Origin of the sequence: Mesorhizobium sp. M6A.T.Cr.TU.017.01.1.1 (assembly GCF_004023115.1) — a bacterium.
Taxonomy (GTDB): domain Bacteria; phylum Pseudomonadota; class Alphaproteobacteria; order Rhizobiales; family Rhizobiaceae; genus Mesorhizobium; species Mesorhizobium mediterraneum.
The window spans coordinates 85,312-100,048 of record NZ_RZTA01000008.1 but is presented as its reverse complement, the minus strand read 5'-3'; the positions used below and the strand labels follow the sequence as shown (position 1 = coordinate 100,048).

Below are 14,737 nucleotides of genomic sequence, written 5' to 3'. Positions count from 1 at the left end.
AGGGGTTGGGACTCGACCGGGTTTTCTCCTTAAGCGCGTCGCATTCATGCGACGCGCTTAACCTCTGTTTTATGCATGTCGTTATCCCAAAACCGCTGCGCACTTTGGGCGACATGCATTGGCGTCCTTAGCGGACGCTGGCGACCGCGTCGGAGCGGCCGTCGTTGATCGTTACCCAAGCGCCCGAATTCTGGCTCGATTGGCGCTTCAGGTAGGTGTAGTCGGTGTTGGTCCAGGACAGCACCCTGGTCTCCAGATTGTCGAGGATGAACTCTCCAAGGCTGGTGCGCACGGTCAGCACCGCATGGCCGTCTCCGTTCGGCTGGCGCGCAACCGTCATCAGCAGGTCGCCGGCCGGTATGCCGATGTTCATCAACGCGCGGCGCTTTTCCAGCGCATAGTCCTCGCAGTCGCCGAAGCCGCTGTTGGGATAGGACCAGACTTCTTCCTTGCCCCACAGTTCCATGTCGGTGCGCGGCGTGATCCTGGTGTTGACCGAATTGTTGATGCTCACGATTTTCGCCCACAGCTTGCGTGTCAGCTCGACCGGTGCCTGCTTAGGCGTGCGCTCATTGCATTCCTGCGGAATCTTCTGGCAGAACTCGTAATGGCCGACCGGCTGTGTGGTGCGGCTGCCAGTGTGCATGAAGGCTGGTCCCGCTGCGTACGCCGTTCCCCAGGCGGTAAGCTGCATCGCCATTGCCAAGAGCAACAGCTTGCCCCTCGTCTTCTTCATCGTCCAGTCTCCCCGTTTGAGGAGACAATGACACGATTGGATTTATTCGACGCAAAGGCTCGAAGTAGATATTAAGTAAAACGCCTGTAGAATAAATGTAAAATTTGAATCATTTCAGTATAAAATTGTTGAGGCATTTTCGCGGAGCTGCATCGGCACGGCGCGACGCCTTGGCGCGGCATCGGTTGGCAAGTCGCGTCGGCCGGTGCGGAACAACGAAAGAACCGGCCGAATGGGCCGGTCTGATTGCGATAATATGTTGTTGCTTGTCAGGTGCCGGATGCGTTGAATTCGGAATCGAGCGTTTCGGGCCGCTGGACGACGGCGAACTCGATGGCGACGCCGTCCTCGAAATGGCGCACGACCTGGCCGCGCATCGTGCCCAGCATGACCTGGATGCCGATTGCCGGCTTGACGTTGATCTCGACCGCGGCGCCCGAAAGCGACAGGTCGATGATGCGGCACTGGTACTGGCGCCCGTCGGCGAGCTGAAGCACGCTGGTCGGATTGCGCGGCGCCACGCGTTCGTGACGGCGGTCTTCCGGCAGATCGAGCTCATGCTTGTTGGCAAGCCAGGTCAATTGCGCGGCAAGCTTGTCCTTCTTGCGTTCCGACGCGATGACCGTCATCGCGAAACCATCCTGCAAGATACGAGTGACGACGCCTTCGATGCGGCCGATGTGATCGATATAGGCGATGACCTTCTCGCCCGGCATGCCGATGCGCTCCGTGCGAAGCGCAACATTGCCCGGCGACATGTCGACCACCTGGCACGGATGTTCGGTGCGATCCTCCAGCATGAAGCGCCCATAGATCTTCACGCGGACGCGCTGAAAGTTACGCCTTTCAGCTTGGGACGGCGCGGTGTCGACCGCCGCTGACCTCATGACTGCCTACACCCCGTCTGGCATTCCGCGCGTTGATGCGAGGAACTTCAGCGGAAAACTACAGCAAAGCAGGTTAACAAAGGGGAAAGCCTGGCACCGTTACTTTAGCGTTCGCGATTATTCCTCGCGCCCGCCGTCGAACACGACCAGATGGCGGATGCGGCGCGCCTGGCCGAGCGCCGAAATCGTCTGGGGCGGATCGAGATCCAACGGGACAAGCGAGGGGACGTCGATGGCCGGCCGGTTCTTGGGGAATATCGGTTCCTTCTCCGGATCGACGATGCGGATCGAATCGATCAAGGCGTCGGTGATCGGATCCGCGCCCAGCCAGAAGGGTTTTTCAGCGGCGCTTATCACACCGAGGCAGCGCGGGTTTTCGACGCCGCCGTCGAGCGGCAGAGCGAGCAGCTCGAACTTGTTGGAACGGTCGCCGCGGCTGAAACCTTCATAAGTGATGAGCACCACGGATTTCTGGTCGAAGACCCCATGGATCAGTTTTGAGACAAGCCGCTGGTCCTTCTCCCGCCACAGCGACGGGAAGGAAAACCCCTTGAGCTCACGGCCATAGACCGCGCAAAGTCTTGTGCCGGCGAGCCGGAACACCGCCTCGCCGCGTGTATCCTTTTCCAGGATGAATGTGTCGGCCAGCAGCGACTTGATGTCGGCTGGCTCGACTTCCGAACGCTTCGGGGCAGGGCGCCCGTCACGCAACCGGTTCCAATAATGGAACAGCGTGATCGATCCGTTCTGGTTCATGCTATGCTGCTCCGCGCAATCTGTCGTCTGATGTCCCATCGGTGAACAGAAGGGCGCCCTCCGAGGACCTACATGCGTTGCGGAGCAGGATGCGTGCCAGCATCGTTAACACTTGTTCACGGGTCGGGGTCGTTAAGGTTAACAAGTGGTTTACGTTGCGCCCCACCCAAGCCCGTGGCACGCTAAAACCACTCCAGAAGCGGTCGTTTCGCAGCGATCGGCAGCACTTCAGTCAAGAGTTTTGGGGAGCGTGGGGGCTCGACCAGCCGTTCAAGGGCAACCTTGGACGGCTTCTTTTTGATTCGCGCCCAAGCGATTCGCGGCGATTCGCCCTTTGTGAATCGGGTGACCGTGATCTACATGCTCGCGAAGGCGAGCGACTGAGTGCAAGGCATATGAGCGAACCAGCAAGCCCATCGGAAATCGAACAGGGCGAGGGCAGACCTATCGGCCGCGAGCCGGTATTCAACATGCCACCCGTTGTGCTGGCGGTGATCGGCATCTGCGTCGCCGTTCACCTGATCCGGTTCTATTGGCTCACCGACGACCAGGATTTCTCGCTGCTGATCCGGACTGCCTTCATCCCGATCCGCTATTCCGGTCGCTTCGACCTCGATTTCTACGCGTTTTCGAGCCCCTTCACCTATGCCTTCCTGCATGGCGGCTTCGCTCATCTAGCCATCAACATGGTGTGGCTGGCGGCTTTCGGCTCGCCACTGGCGAATCGATTCGGCGCGCTTCGTTTCAGTCTGTTCTTCGCGGCGACGGGGCTGGCGGCGGTGGTGCTGTTCTGGGCCATGCATCCGCTCGGCCAGGCGCCGCTGGTCGGCGCATCGGGAGCGATTTCCGGCATGATGGGGGCCGCCGCCCGCTTTGGCTTCCGCACCGACCGCTCGTCCGGCAAAGCCGCCTTCGCCGGCGCGCCAATGCCCATGGCGGCGGTGTTCCGCTCGCGCGGCGTTATGACTTTTCTCGCCATCTGGATGGTGATCAATCTCATCACCGGCCTCGTTGCCTTCGCGCCCGGCATCGACAGCCAGATCGCCTGGGAGGCCCATATTGGCGGTTTTGTCGCCGGCTTCTTCGGCCTGCGCGTTTTCGATCGGCGGCAGCAGGCGGATGAGTCCATGGCCTGAGCCTCGCCGCACTTGAAATGCAATCGATCGCGGCGCACGATGTTTACTACAGCGCCGCGCGTCCTGTTGGACGCGCAAAGGACGCTGTAGAAACTTTGATTTGGCGCATGATCTTTTCCGAAAATCGAGGCCGATTTTCGGGGTCATGCGCAGGAGGAAAGCCGGTCAGGGCAGGAACCGGCAAGTAAACAGAGGAGGACGCCATGACTGTTAAGGCAATTCTCGAGCAGAAAGGCCATGACGTGTTGACGCTCGGGCCGAACGAAAAGCTGAGCGAGGCCATTCGCATCCTGGCCGAGCACAGGATCGGTGCGCTGGTCATCACCAATGGCGATCACAAGATCGTCGGCATTCTTTCCGAGCGCGACGTCGTGCGGGTCCTCGCCAGGGAAGGAGCCGCCGCACTGGACATCGCGGTGCGTTCGGCGATGACGCCCAAGGTGAAGATTTGCAATGAGAACCACACCGTCAACGAGGTCATGGAGATCATGACCAGTGGCCGTTTCCGCCATCTGCCGGTGGAAAAGGACGGCCTGCTCGACGGCATCGTGTCCATAGGCGACGTGGTCAAGCGGCGCATCGAGGATGTCGAGCGCGAGGCAGCCGAGATCAGGGCCTACATCGCGACGGCCTGAATGCGGCGAGAGCGACGGCGGCGGCGAGACTCGGTGCGAAAGCGCCAGCTTCGGCTTTGCGCTTGTCTCTTTTCGTGGTTTGCACTAGCGAATGACTTTCACGTCCGGCGTGGCGGAATTCACGTTCAGATGTGAATCCGCCACCGAAAGTTCGCAGGCCACTATGACCCTCATCGACACCCGCACGCCAGAAGCCAAACGCTTGATATCAGGCGCCACCGGCGACTGGGAAATCATCATCGGCCTCGAGGTCCACGCGCAGGTGACTTCGCAGGCAAAGCTGTTCTCCGGCGCCTCGACGGCTTTCGGCGCGCCGCCGAACGCCAATGTCAGCCTCGTCGATGCGGCGATGCCGGGCATGCTGCCGGTTATCAACGAGGAATGCGTCAAGCAGGCGATCCGCACCGGCCTGGGGCTGAAGGCCGAGATCAACCACAAATCGGTCTTCGACCGGAAAAACTATTTTTATCCCGACCTGCCGCAGGGCTACCAGATCTCGCAGTTCAAACAGCCGATCGTTGGCGAGGGCAAGGTGATCGTCTCCGTCGGTCCGGACCGGCAGGGCGAGTTCGAGGATATCGAGGTCGGCATAGAGCGCCTGCACCTGGAGCAGGACGCCGGCAAGTCGATGCACGACCAGCATGCGACGATGTCTTACGTTGATCTCAACCGCTCCGGCGTGGCGCTGATGGAGATCGTCTCCAAGCCCGATATGCGCTCCGCCGACGAGGCCAAGGCCTATGTCACCAAGCTGCGCACCATCGTGCGCTATCTCGGCACTTGCGACGGCAATATGGACGAAGGCTCGCTGCGCGCCGACGTCAACGTCTCGGTGCGCCGGCCCGGCGGCGAATTCGGCACGCGCTGCGAGATCAAGAACGTCAACTCGATCCGCTTCATCGGCCAGGCAATCGACTACGAGGCGCGCCGCCAGATCGCCATTCTGGAGGATGGCGGCAAGATCGACCAGGAAACGCGGCTGTTCGACCCCAACAAGGGCGAGACGCGCTCGATGCGTTCCAAGGAAGAAGCGCATGACTACCGCTATTTCCCGGATCCCGACCTTCTGCCGCTGGAATTCGACCAAGCCTATGTCGATGCGCTAGCAAAGGATCTGCCTGAACTGCCCGACGCCAAGAAGGCACGGCTGATCTCCTCGCTCGGCCTGTCGACCTACGACGCCTCGATCCTGGTATCGGAAAAGGCGGTTGCCGACTATTTCGAGAAGGTGGCCGCTGGTCGCGATGGCAAGCTTGCCGCCAACTGGGTCATCAACGATTTGCTGGGTGCGTTGAACAAGGCCGGCAAGGGTATTGAAAATGCTCCGGTTTCGCCTGATCAGCTCGGCGCGGTCATCGACCTGATCAAGGAGGGCACTATCTCCGGCAAGATCGCCAAGGATCTGTTCGAGGTTGTCTGGAGCGAGGGCGGCGATCCGCGCCAACTGGTCGAAAGCCGCGGCATGAAGCAGGTCACCGACACCGGCGCCATCGAAAAGGCGGTCGACGAGGTGATATCAGCCAATCCCGACAAGGTCGAGCAGGCGCGCGCCAAGCCGACCATGGCCGGCTGGTTCGTCGGCCAGGTGATGAAGGCGACAGGCGGCAAGGCCAACCCCCAAGCGGTCAACGACCTCGTCAAGGCCAAGCTCGGGATCGAATAGGATGATGTTCGTTCGCACCGCCGGCGAGCGCGATCTTGCCGCGATCCGCGCGTTGCTGGTCGAAACGTGGCACGCCACCTACGACAACATCTATGGTGCTGCCAAAGTCACCGAGATCACAGACGAATGGCATTCGATCGCCTCGCTCAAGGCGCGGCTGACACGGCCGAACTCCGAATTCCTGGTCGCGGACGACGGCAAGCGCATCGGCGGCATGGCTTTCGCGGCAACCACCAAGGATGCGAAGATCGTCATGCTGAACCAGCTCTACGTGCATCCGGCCTGCCAGCGGCAAGGGATCGGCCAGGCGCTGCTGGAGGAGGTCGAGGCCAGCTTTCCGGAGGCGCGGACGCTGCGTGCCGAAGTGGAAGAGGCAAACGCTCCGGCCGTCGCCTTCTACCGCTCGCAAGGGTTTTTGCCCGCCGGCAACACCGACGAGTGCGGCGGTGGCTCAGGGCTGCCGGCGCTGATTTTCGAGAAGACGATCGGCTAGACTTGTCTGCCGGACACGTCGCAGTCGGTTGCGTTTCATGGGCAGCGCCGGTCGATTGCGGGCAGCCACGCCGTCAGTGTTGGCCCTTGAGGACGACAAGATAGCCTCGTTCGACGCGAACGCGGAAAGCGATTTGCTCCGATGTCCCAGGGTCCTTGGATTTGTCGATGACATAGCCGCCAGGATGGGAACGAAGCCATTCCTCGGGATTGTCGGTGCTTTCGAACGGCTTCTGCAATCGGGCAAGGAAGCCGACCTCGTCCTGGTAGTCGAAGGCGACAGCCCAATCCGCATTCTTTCGCTCGTCGATAAAGTTGGCCAGCGGCATGAGATCGTCACGTTTGAAAACGGTCGCTGATGCTACGGCATGGCCGATGCCGAAAATGGCAAGCAGGATGAAGGCCGAGTTTCTGAGCCTCGCTAGTGGGATCTCCGCCATGAAATACCCGAACAGGATGGTCGCAAATGGCAGGATCGGCACCACATAGTGAGGCTGCTTGCCGGATATCGCGCTGAAGACCAGTAAAACCGCGACGAACGAGAACGACAGCAGGCGCAGCGCGCGCAGGTCTGGCGATCTCGTGTCGATTAGGCCACGTATCCGGGCGCCCAGCCTCAGCCGCCATATTTCGGGTATGAAGATCCACGGTATGAGCATGATCGGCATCAGCACGACGTAGAAATAGAACGGCCGGTGATGGGAGTTGTGCAGATTGCCGGTGACACGCCCTGCCGACTGGTTCCAGACAAGGTCGTAGACGAAGTTGCCTTTGGTCAGGATGGTCGCCGGCACCAGCCACATCGCCACCGGGATCAATGCGGCGAGAATTGCCAGGCCTACCCCAGCGAAGAATTTCGGCGTCGCCAGTCCGGCCTGCCGATCGCGCCAGAATGGGTAGAGCAGGATGGGGGCGCCGACATGGATGAGCACCACCGGACCTTTCGTCAAGACACCCAGCCCGATGAACAATCCCGCCAGCACGGCGTGCCAATGGTTGCCGCTCCTGGCAAAGGCAAGCAACGACAAAAGCGCGGCAAGCACGAAGACCGTCAGCAGCATGTCGAACAGGATCAGGGTCGAATAAATGACGAAGACGATGCTTCCCGCGACCAGCCAGGGGACACGGCTTACGATGTCGTCGCGTCCGGGAAAGAGGGTTTTTGCCAGACGCGTCGTCAGCCAGATGACGAGCGACGAGGCAACGAAGATAACGAGCATCGCGGCAACCCGGCTTACGCCAAAAATGTCCCAGACCAGATCGATAAGCCAGAACAGCAGCGGCGGCTTTTGCAGATAGGGCGCGAAATTCATCGTCGGAACGAAGGTCTTTCCGCTCAGATACATCTCCCAGGTGACGCTGAGATATCGCGTTTCATCGACAGGCAGCAGCGGCCGGAAGGCGACCGCGATGCAGATCAATGCAAGCGCGAACAGATAGGGGAGCAGCCGCTCGACAAATGCTGGTATCAAGATTGAGGATCCGCGCCAGAAATCGTTCTCTTTCCAGCCGAGCATGATGCAGCGCTCCTGGAGCGCGCAGGACCGCACCATGATTTTGGCCGAATTGTAACGGAGCCGGCCTGATGCTGTGGATTTTGGAGGTGAAGCTCACAAATCCCTTTAGTCGCGGACGCGCTTTAAGTGGAGGGAGTTTCCATATTATCGATCAGCCTGGTCTTGCCCAACCAGGCGGCCGCGAGCAGGCGTCCGGCACGGTCTCGTCGCCACGGGGCGAGCGTCATGCTCTCGCGCGCCGCGACATAGTCGACTTTGTCGAAGCCAGCCTTGACGAGCGCTCGGCTGGCCTCGGCGGTCGCGCTGCCTTCGTCACTGCCGGCCGCAAGTGCCACTGCTGCCCGGCGCAAAATGACGTTGAGCTGGCGCGCCACCTCGATCTCGGCCTTGCCCAGATAAGCGTTGCGTGACGACATGGCGAGGCCATGCGCGTCGCGTACCGTTGGCGCGCCGATGATGTCCACCGGCAGATCGAGGTCACGGCAGAGCTGCCTGACGACGCAAAGCTGCTGGTAGTCCTTTTCACCGAAGACCGCGCAGTCAGGCAACGCCTGCAGGAAGAGCTTAGCCACGACCGTCGCGACGCCGTCGAAGAAGGTCGGCCGGAAATCCGATTCCAGCCCGGCGGCCGGCCCACCGACCGAGATCCTCGTGGCGAAGCCGGCCGGATACATCTCTGCAACATCAGGGGTGAAGACGAGTTGTGCGCCGGCCTCGGCCAGTCGGTCGAGATCGCGGGCGAGCTGGCGCGGATATTTGTCGAGGTCTTCGCTCGGCGCGAACTGCGTCGGGTTGACGAAGATCGAGACAACGCAGCGGTCGGCCTTTTCGAACGCGATCTCCACCAGCGAGATATGGCCGTCATGCAAGGCACCCATGGTCGGCACCATGGCGACGCTGAGGCCATCGCGGCGCCAGTCGCGGATTTGCGCGCGTAGGGCGGCGACGCTGTCGACGACGAGCGGCCGGCTCATGCCTTGTCCTTTTCGGCTGCGGCGGAAAAGACATGGCCCGGGCCGGGAAAAGTCCGGCTTCGCACCTCCGCTGCATAGCTGGCTGCCGCCTGCGATATGGCGCTGCGCAGGTCGGCATATTGCTTGACGAATTTCGGCACGCGATCGACGGTCAGGCCGACCATGTCGTCGACGACCAGGATTTGGCCGTCGCAGTCGCCGCTGGCGCCGATGCCGATGGTTGGAATGGAAATGTGCCGGGTGAGGTCGGCGGCGACGGTCTCGACGGTGCCTTCGATGACCACAGAAAACGCGCCGGCCTTCTCGACCGCGTCCGCGTCGCGATAAAGGGCGGCCACATTCTCCTCGGTCCGGCCCTTGATCCTGTAGCCGCCGTCGCTTTCCACCGATTGCGGCTGCAAGCCGATATGTCCCATGACCGGAATGCCGGCAGCGACGATCGCCGCAATCTGCCGGGCAACTGTGACGCCGCCCTCCAGCTTGACCGCCTGGCAACCGGTTTCGTCGACGATCCGCTGCGCCGAGGCAACGGCTTGGCGCGGCGTTGCCTCGTAGCTTCCGGCCGGCATGTCGACCACCACGCAGGCCCTGGCTGAACCCCGCATCACCGCTTGTCCATGGGCGATCATCATCTCCAGCGAGGCGCCCAGCGTGGTCTTGTGGCCATGGAGAACCATGGCGACGCTGTCGCCGACCAGAAGCAGGTCGACATGATCGTCGAGCAAGCGCGCGACGGGGTAGGTATAGGCGGTGAGGCAGACGATCGGCACGCCGCCCTTGCGCAGGCGAATGGAGCCGGCGCTGATCCGCGGATCCGCGCCGGATGCGTCTGGGGCCAAGCTTCATCTCCCTCAAGACCAGTCAACCATGTACCCGCACGGGGCGCGCAGAGCTTTAGGGAGACGAAACAAACTTGGCAAGCATGCGTCCGGCGGGCGCGAGATCAGCAACCGCCGCCCCACCGCAACAGCAGGTCCGGCGTCAGCGCCGACGGCGCAATGCCCTCAGCCTCGATGTGTAAAGTCGTTGGCCTTTGTAGATGATAAGATCGCTACGTGCGCGGATGCCCGGCCGCTCGCAAAAGTTGGTCGCGAATCTTCGCCTTCTGCGGCGAATTCACGCGACAAAATTTCATCTAAAATTTAGGGGCGTCCACCATCACCCACGGCGCAATGAAGAAGCCTCTTACGTGGTAATGGTTATACATGCCATCGATACCGCTCCCGTTCGTCATTTCGCTTGTTCTGCTCCTTATCCTCGTGCGGATGATCCGGCAGGGACAAGGAAAGCTCGGGCTCTTTCCGCTGCTCGTGGCCGCCTTCGCAATTCAGGCGACTGTGTCAGGATTGAACTGGAACGTCGGTTGGTATCCGGCACGCTTCATCCAGCCAATCCTCGCCGCTGTCCTGCCCGCGCTTTCCTTCGCCGCCTTCGATCAGCTTCGTCGCAAGAACCTAGCGAAACCCTCAGACCTGTGGCCGCATTTAATGCCGGCGTGCCTCGTCGCGGCTCTCGTCGCCTTCTGGCGTGCACCAATCGACATTGTTCTTTTCGTGATCAATCTCGGATACGGCCTCGCGCTCTTGCGAGTTGCGCGGCAAGGCCCGAGTGCGCTTGCGGCTGTGCGTCTTAGTGACGAGTGGACCGCGCACAAGGCGCTCGTCGCGGTCGCGCTTCTTCTCATTATCACCGCCTTTGTCGATGCAACGGTATCGCTTGATCTCCTTTTTGGTGATGGGCGGCAGGCCCAAATGCTCCTGACCGCTGCGAGCGTTCTGTGGCTAGCGGTCGCCGGTTACGCCGCAACCGTCGCGGACGACACTCGCCCTGAAATGGAATTCAACGCCACAGAGGAGGGTCTCGCATTCGCCACCTTCGAGCCACTGCCTTCACTCTCTTACTCTTCGCCGGTCAACGAGGATCTTTCCGAGGCGGACAAGGTCGTTATACGCCGGATTGATGCACTGATGGCTGAGCAGCATCTTTATCGCGATCCGGACCTGACGCTGGACCGTGTTGCACGGCGCGCCGGAATACCTGCCCGACAGATTTCCGGGGCGATTAACCGGGTTCATGGCCGCAACGTTTCCCAAGTCGTAAATGAATACCGGGTCAGCGATGCGCAGCGACGACTGGTCTCGACACGCGATCCGGTGACAGTCGTCATGCTGGAATCGGGTTTTGGCACGAAGTCGAACTTCAACCGCGAGTTCCTGCGCGTCACGGGCATGACACCCAGCGCCTATCGCCGGGTCGGTGGCGAAACGTCTGCCGCGCCCGAAACGCAAAACGGGGCACCTGTCGCCTCGTAATCCTGCACCTAGGGGCTGAATTCATCGCGCGAAACGACCTTGATCACGATCTCGGACGTCCAAGATCGCGTTCGAGGGCGAGCCAGCCAGGATTCCGGTCAATCTTGGGGCCTGAACGCTGAAGCTCATTCTTATCGGCAACTATCCGAACTCCGGTACGAGAATTGACAGCGTGACGATGATGACGAGCGCAAGAGGAAAACAATGAAGTTCTTGATGAATGTCTTGGCTATGCTTTGGACCGTCGCGTCTTCGGCGTTGGTGGTGCAACAGCCAGCCGTCGCCAGCGACAATGTCGGTGTGCGTCAGATTGCGGCTCTCTCCAAAGAGCGCGGGGTCGATCTCGACGTGACCGTTTGGTACCCGGCATCTTCGGGTGGCAAACCGATTATGCTTGGGGAGAGCATGTTTTTTCTGGGAACGCCTGCCATGCTCGATGCCCCAATCTCGGATGGAAAATTTCCTGTCATATTGCTATCCCATGGCGCTGGCCTGGCAGGAAACGCGCAAGCCTTGAGCTGGATTGCGATGCCATTGGCGAAGCAGGGGTTCGTTGTGGCGGCCCCTACCCATCCCGGAAATACAGGCGCAAACCGATCCGCGGTGGAAACGATGAAGCTTTGGCTGAGACCTGCGGATATCACCGAGACCTTGAATGCGATGGACAAAGCCCCTTTTTTCGAAGAGCACCTCGAACATGACAAGGTAGGTACGCTCGGGCTTTCCATGGGCGGAAGCACAGCTTTGGCGATAGCTGGTGCCCGCCTCGATGCAAAACGCTTGGCGGGCTATTGCGATACGGACGCGCTCAACCCTTCTCTTTGTGGATGGGTCAGGCAAAGCGGCGTTGATCTTCACACCATGGATTTGACATCGGCCGGCCGCAACAATGAAGATACGCGTATCAGATTTGCAATGGCGATTGATCCTGCACCCGTCGATGTCTTCGAATTCAACGGCTTTTCGCAGATCTCAATTCCTGTTGAACTCATAAATCTAGGTCAACCAGGGAAAATCCCTCTGACCGCGCAGGCCGCCAAAATTGCAAAAGCCATCCCAAATGCCACCTATTCCACAATCGGAGATGCGAGCCACTACAGCATGTTTGCCGAATGCAAACCTGGTGCGCCTGAGCTCGCCGAAGCTGAAAGGGTTGGTGATCCGATTTGCATGGATGGCGGAGGCCGCACACGGCGCGAAATCCATACGGAACTGATCAGTATGGTCACCACTGCCTTCAGTCGAGCATTGATGGCAAGCCCTTAAACATCGACTGTCCCGTATGCGTCCGCATCGATAACGGACGTCGGTCTTTTGACAACCATTTGTACGGCACCTTAGGCAAAAGTCTTGCCTTCGCGATGACCTGGCGCCATAAGCAGGCAACGGGCGCCCGCCACGAGGATTTGGATGAAAACTTTCCTTCTGCAGTTTTTCACCTGGTGGAACAGCCAGACGCTGGGAACGCGCTTCCACACCTGGCGCCACGGCAAGAAGGTCGGGCAGGACGAGGCTGGCAACATCTACTACGAGGGCGGGGTCGATTCGGAAGGCCGCACCCGCCGCTGGGTCATCTATCGCGACTATTCGGAAGCCTCGATGATTCCGCCCGGCTGGCATGGCTGGATGCATCACCGCGTCGATGTCGCGCCGCCGAGCGACAATTACAAGCCACGCGACTGGCAGAAGCCGCATCAGCCGAACCTCACCGGAAGTGCCGCCGCCTATCGCCCCAAGGGCTCGGTGCTTACCAATCAGCACCGCCCGCAGGTGACAGGCGATTACGACGCCTGGACGCCGGGTTCGTAACCGCTCGTCAAGGTGGAGATCGGTCCTTTATCGCCACAATTGGCGTTTAGCTGCTTGCTGATCTGACAGCAGCGACTAGCCTTGGGCGCGACAGAATCACCCCGGGCGCAAACCACCGGACCCCTTGCATGAGCATTTTCAGCCGAATCTCGATAGGCGGACTGACGGTGGCCGCCGCCGGTTTTGCCGCTTTTAGCATGGCCGCCGCGCAGACGTTGGAGGTGCCAGCGGACCCGGGGGCGCCGACGGAATTTGAGGCGCCAGTGGACCCGGGGGCGCCGACGGAATTTGAGGCGCCAGTGGACCCGGATGCGCCAATGGAACCGGATGCGACAGTGGAACCGGATGCGACAGTGGCGCCGGCGGCACCACAACGCATCACCAATCCCGTCGCCGAATTCGCCGGCATCGACAAGATCACCGGCCGCATCATCACCTTCGATGTCTATATCGACGAGACGGTGCAGTTCGGTGCTTTGCAGGTGACGCCGCGCATCTGCTATTCGCGGCCGCAAACCGAAGAGCCAAAGACCGATTCCTTCGTCGAGGTCGACGAGATCACGCTGGATCGCAAGATCCGCCGCATCTTCACAGGCTGGATGTTTGCCGAGAGCCCCGGCCTCAACGCTGTCGAGCACGCCGTCTACGACGTCTGGCTGAAGGGCTGCAAGCAGAAGTCGGATGTGCCGGCACCCGACGCGGCCAAGACCAACTAGAGCGCTGCGTCCTTTCGGAACTGCCCTGCCAGCCGCGCGTTAGGGCACGTGCGGAGGACGTTCCGATGATGGCCAACAAAGGCGAGCTTCTCGAACTCGAAAAAGGGTTCTGGACCGGTGACGCAGCCTATTTCAAAGCCAATGCCGACACCGAATGCCTGGTGGCGTTCCCACAGATGGCGCAGGCGATGAGCAACGCCGATCTGGCCGAAACCGCGACGGACCCGAACCGCTGGCGCGATCTCGACATCGACCTCAAGGGCATCATCGAGCCGGGTAGCGACATCGTCATGCTGACCTATGAGGCCCACGCCACTCGCGAGAATGGCGAGCCTTATGCGGCGCTGGTCAGCACCGGCTATGTCCATCGCGTCAACGGCTGGAAGATGATGTTCCACGCACAGACGCCGTTGGAAGTCCCGGCGAAAGGCTGATTGGACGGGTCGTCAGGGAAAGTCGGGTCGTCAGGGAAAGAAGAGCGCTTCGCCCTTCAGCGCGTCAGCCAGCATCTTTTCGTATCTGCCCCTTGGCACGTCGACCGCGCCGAAGCGTTTGAGGTGCTCGGTGGTGAACTGCGTGTCGAGCAGCGCAAAGTGCCGTTCCTTCAGGCGCTCGACCAGATGCACCAGGCAGACCTTCGACGCGTCCGTTTCCCTGGCGAACATGCTTTCGCCGAAGAACACCCGGCCGAGCGACACGCCATAGAGGCCGCCAACCAGCCGACCCTCGCGCCAGGCTTCGACCGAGTGGCAATGGCCCATCCGATGGAGTTCGATATACGCCTCGCGGATCGGCGCATTGATCCAGGTCGACCGGCGCTCCTCGCGCCGCTCGGCGCAGCCATCGATGGTCGCCTCGAAGTCGAAATCGAAACGGATATCGAACTGCCTTTTCCGGATCGCCTTCCTCAGGCTTTTGGACGTGTGAAAACCATCGAGCGGGATGATGCCGCGCGTCTCCGGCCGCACCCAGAACACTTCGGGATCGGTGGCGCTTTCGGCCATCGGGAAGACGCCCGAGGCGTAGGCCTTGAGCAACAGGTCGGTCGGTATGCGATAGCCTGGCGCGTAGGGACGGGTCATCGCATCATTATATTCTATAAGT

Annotated in this window: 16 protein-coding genes; 9 read left to right on the top strand and 7 right to left on the bottom strand. The window is 60.7% G+C overall.

Features of this window, described 5'->3' with window-relative positions:
* Positions 1-127: 127 nt before the first annotated feature.
* The 3 genes from EOB36_RS04505 to EOB36_RS04495 form a co-directional block, all read right to left on the bottom strand.
* Entirely contained in the window at positions 128-736 is a 609-nt protein-coding gene (locus tag EOB36_RS04505) for a transglutaminase-like cysteine peptidase (protein ID WP_095489503.1), read from the bottom strand.
* Between the two features lie 269 nt (positions 737-1,005).
* A complete protein-coding gene (locus EOB36_RS04500) occupies positions 1,006-1,623 on the bottom strand; it encodes a PilZ domain-containing protein (RefSeq protein ID WP_095489502.1) in 618 nt (205 codons plus the stop codon).
* A gap of 117 nt (positions 1,624-1,740) precedes the next feature.
* On the bottom strand, positions 1,741-2,379 hold the full coding sequence (locus EOB36_RS04495; protein ID WP_095489501.1) for a PAS domain-containing protein: 639 nt from the start codon (positions 2,377-2,379) through the stop codon (positions 1,741-1,743).
* A 395-nt stretch (positions 2,380-2,774) separates the two neighbouring features.
* On the opposite strand from EOB36_RS04495, the gene EOB36_RS04490 reads away from it, so the two are divergent.
* The 4 genes from EOB36_RS04490 (at position 2,775) to EOB36_RS04475 (ending at position 6,306) form a co-directional block, all read left to right on the top strand.
* Positions 2,775-3,515, top strand: coding sequence for a rhomboid family intramembrane serine protease (locus EOB36_RS04490; protein ID WP_095489500.1), 741 nt, complete (start codon positions 2,775-2,777; stop codon positions 3,513-3,515).
* 203 nt (positions 3,516-3,718) lie between these two features.
* A complete protein-coding gene (locus tag EOB36_RS04485; RefSeq protein WP_023798170.1) occupies positions 3,719-4,150 on the top strand; it encodes a CBS domain-containing protein in 432 nt (143 codons plus the stop codon).
* A gap of 163 nt (positions 4,151-4,313) precedes the next feature.
* Positions 4,314-5,813, top strand: a complete 1,500-nt coding sequence (gatB, locus tag EOB36_RS04480) for an Asp-tRNA(Asn)/Glu-tRNA(Gln) amidotransferase subunit GatB (protein ID WP_126106755.1) — start codon at positions 4,314-4,316, stop codon at positions 5,811-5,813.
* 4 nt (positions 5,814-5,817) lie between these two features.
* Complete coding sequence (locus EOB36_RS04475) at positions 5,818-6,306, top strand: GNAT family N-acetyltransferase (protein WP_128284384.1); 489 nt, start codon at positions 5,818-5,820, stop codon at positions 6,304-6,306.
* Positions 6,307-6,379: 73 nt separating this feature from the next.
* Here the strand turns inward: EOB36_RS04475 and EOB36_RS04470 are convergent, their stop codons facing one another.
* From EOB36_RS04470 to panB, 3 genes are all read right to left on the bottom strand, one after another.
* Complete coding sequence (locus EOB36_RS04470; RefSeq protein WP_164897450.1) at positions 6,380-7,777, bottom strand: glycosyltransferase family 39 protein; 1,398 nt, start codon at positions 7,775-7,777, stop codon at positions 6,380-6,382.
* Between the two features lie 167 nt (positions 7,778-7,944).
* Entirely contained in the window at positions 7,945-8,796 is an 852-nt protein-coding gene (gene panC / locus EOB36_RS04465; protein WP_128284380.1) for a pantoate--beta-alanine ligase, read from the bottom strand.
* Positions 8,793-9,635, bottom strand: a complete 843-nt coding sequence (panB, locus tag EOB36_RS04460; protein ID WP_128284379.1) for a 3-methyl-2-oxobutanoate hydroxymethyltransferase — start codon at positions 9,633-9,635, stop codon at positions 8,793-8,795. The genes panC and panB overlap by 4 nt, the downstream gene beginning before the upstream one ends.
* 366 nt (positions 9,636-10,001) lie before the next feature.
* On the opposite strand from panB, the gene EOB36_RS04455 reads away from it, so the two are divergent.
* The 5 genes from EOB36_RS04455 to EOB36_RS04435 all read left to right on the top strand — a co-directional run bounded on the left by EOB36_RS04455 (position 10,002) and on the right by EOB36_RS04435 (position 14,067).
* A complete protein-coding gene (locus EOB36_RS04455) occupies positions 10,002-11,108 on the top strand; it encodes an AraC family transcriptional regulator (RefSeq protein ID WP_128284378.1) in 1,107 nt (368 codons plus the stop codon).
* A 204-nt stretch (positions 11,109-11,312) separates the two neighbouring features.
* A complete protein-coding gene (locus EOB36_RS04450; protein ID WP_128284377.1) occupies positions 11,313-12,374 on the top strand; it encodes a dienelactone hydrolase in 1,062 nt (353 codons plus the stop codon).
* A gap of 144 nt (positions 12,375-12,518) precedes the next feature.
* On the top strand, positions 12,519-12,917 hold the full coding sequence (locus EOB36_RS04445; protein ID WP_128284376.1) for an NADH:ubiquinone oxidoreductase subunit NDUFA12: 399 nt from the start codon (positions 12,519-12,521) through the stop codon (positions 12,915-12,917).
* Between the two features lie 128 nt (positions 12,918-13,045).
* Entirely contained in the window at positions 13,046-13,633 is a 588-nt protein-coding gene (locus tag EOB36_RS34870) for a DUF2155 domain-containing protein (RefSeq protein WP_245467603.1), read from the top strand.
* 65 nt (positions 13,634-13,698) lie between these two features.
* Complete coding sequence (locus EOB36_RS04435) at positions 13,699-14,067, top strand: hypothetical protein (RefSeq protein WP_128284375.1); 369 nt, start codon at positions 13,699-13,701, stop codon at positions 14,065-14,067.
* Positions 14,068-14,097: 30 nt separating this feature from the next.
* On the opposite strand, the gene aat is transcribed toward EOB36_RS04435, so the two are convergent.
* A complete protein-coding gene (gene aat, locus EOB36_RS04430; protein WP_128284374.1) occupies positions 14,098-14,715 on the bottom strand; it encodes a leucyl/phenylalanyl-tRNA--protein transferase in 618 nt (205 codons plus the stop codon).
* Between the last annotated feature and the right edge of the window lie 22 nt (positions 14,716-14,737).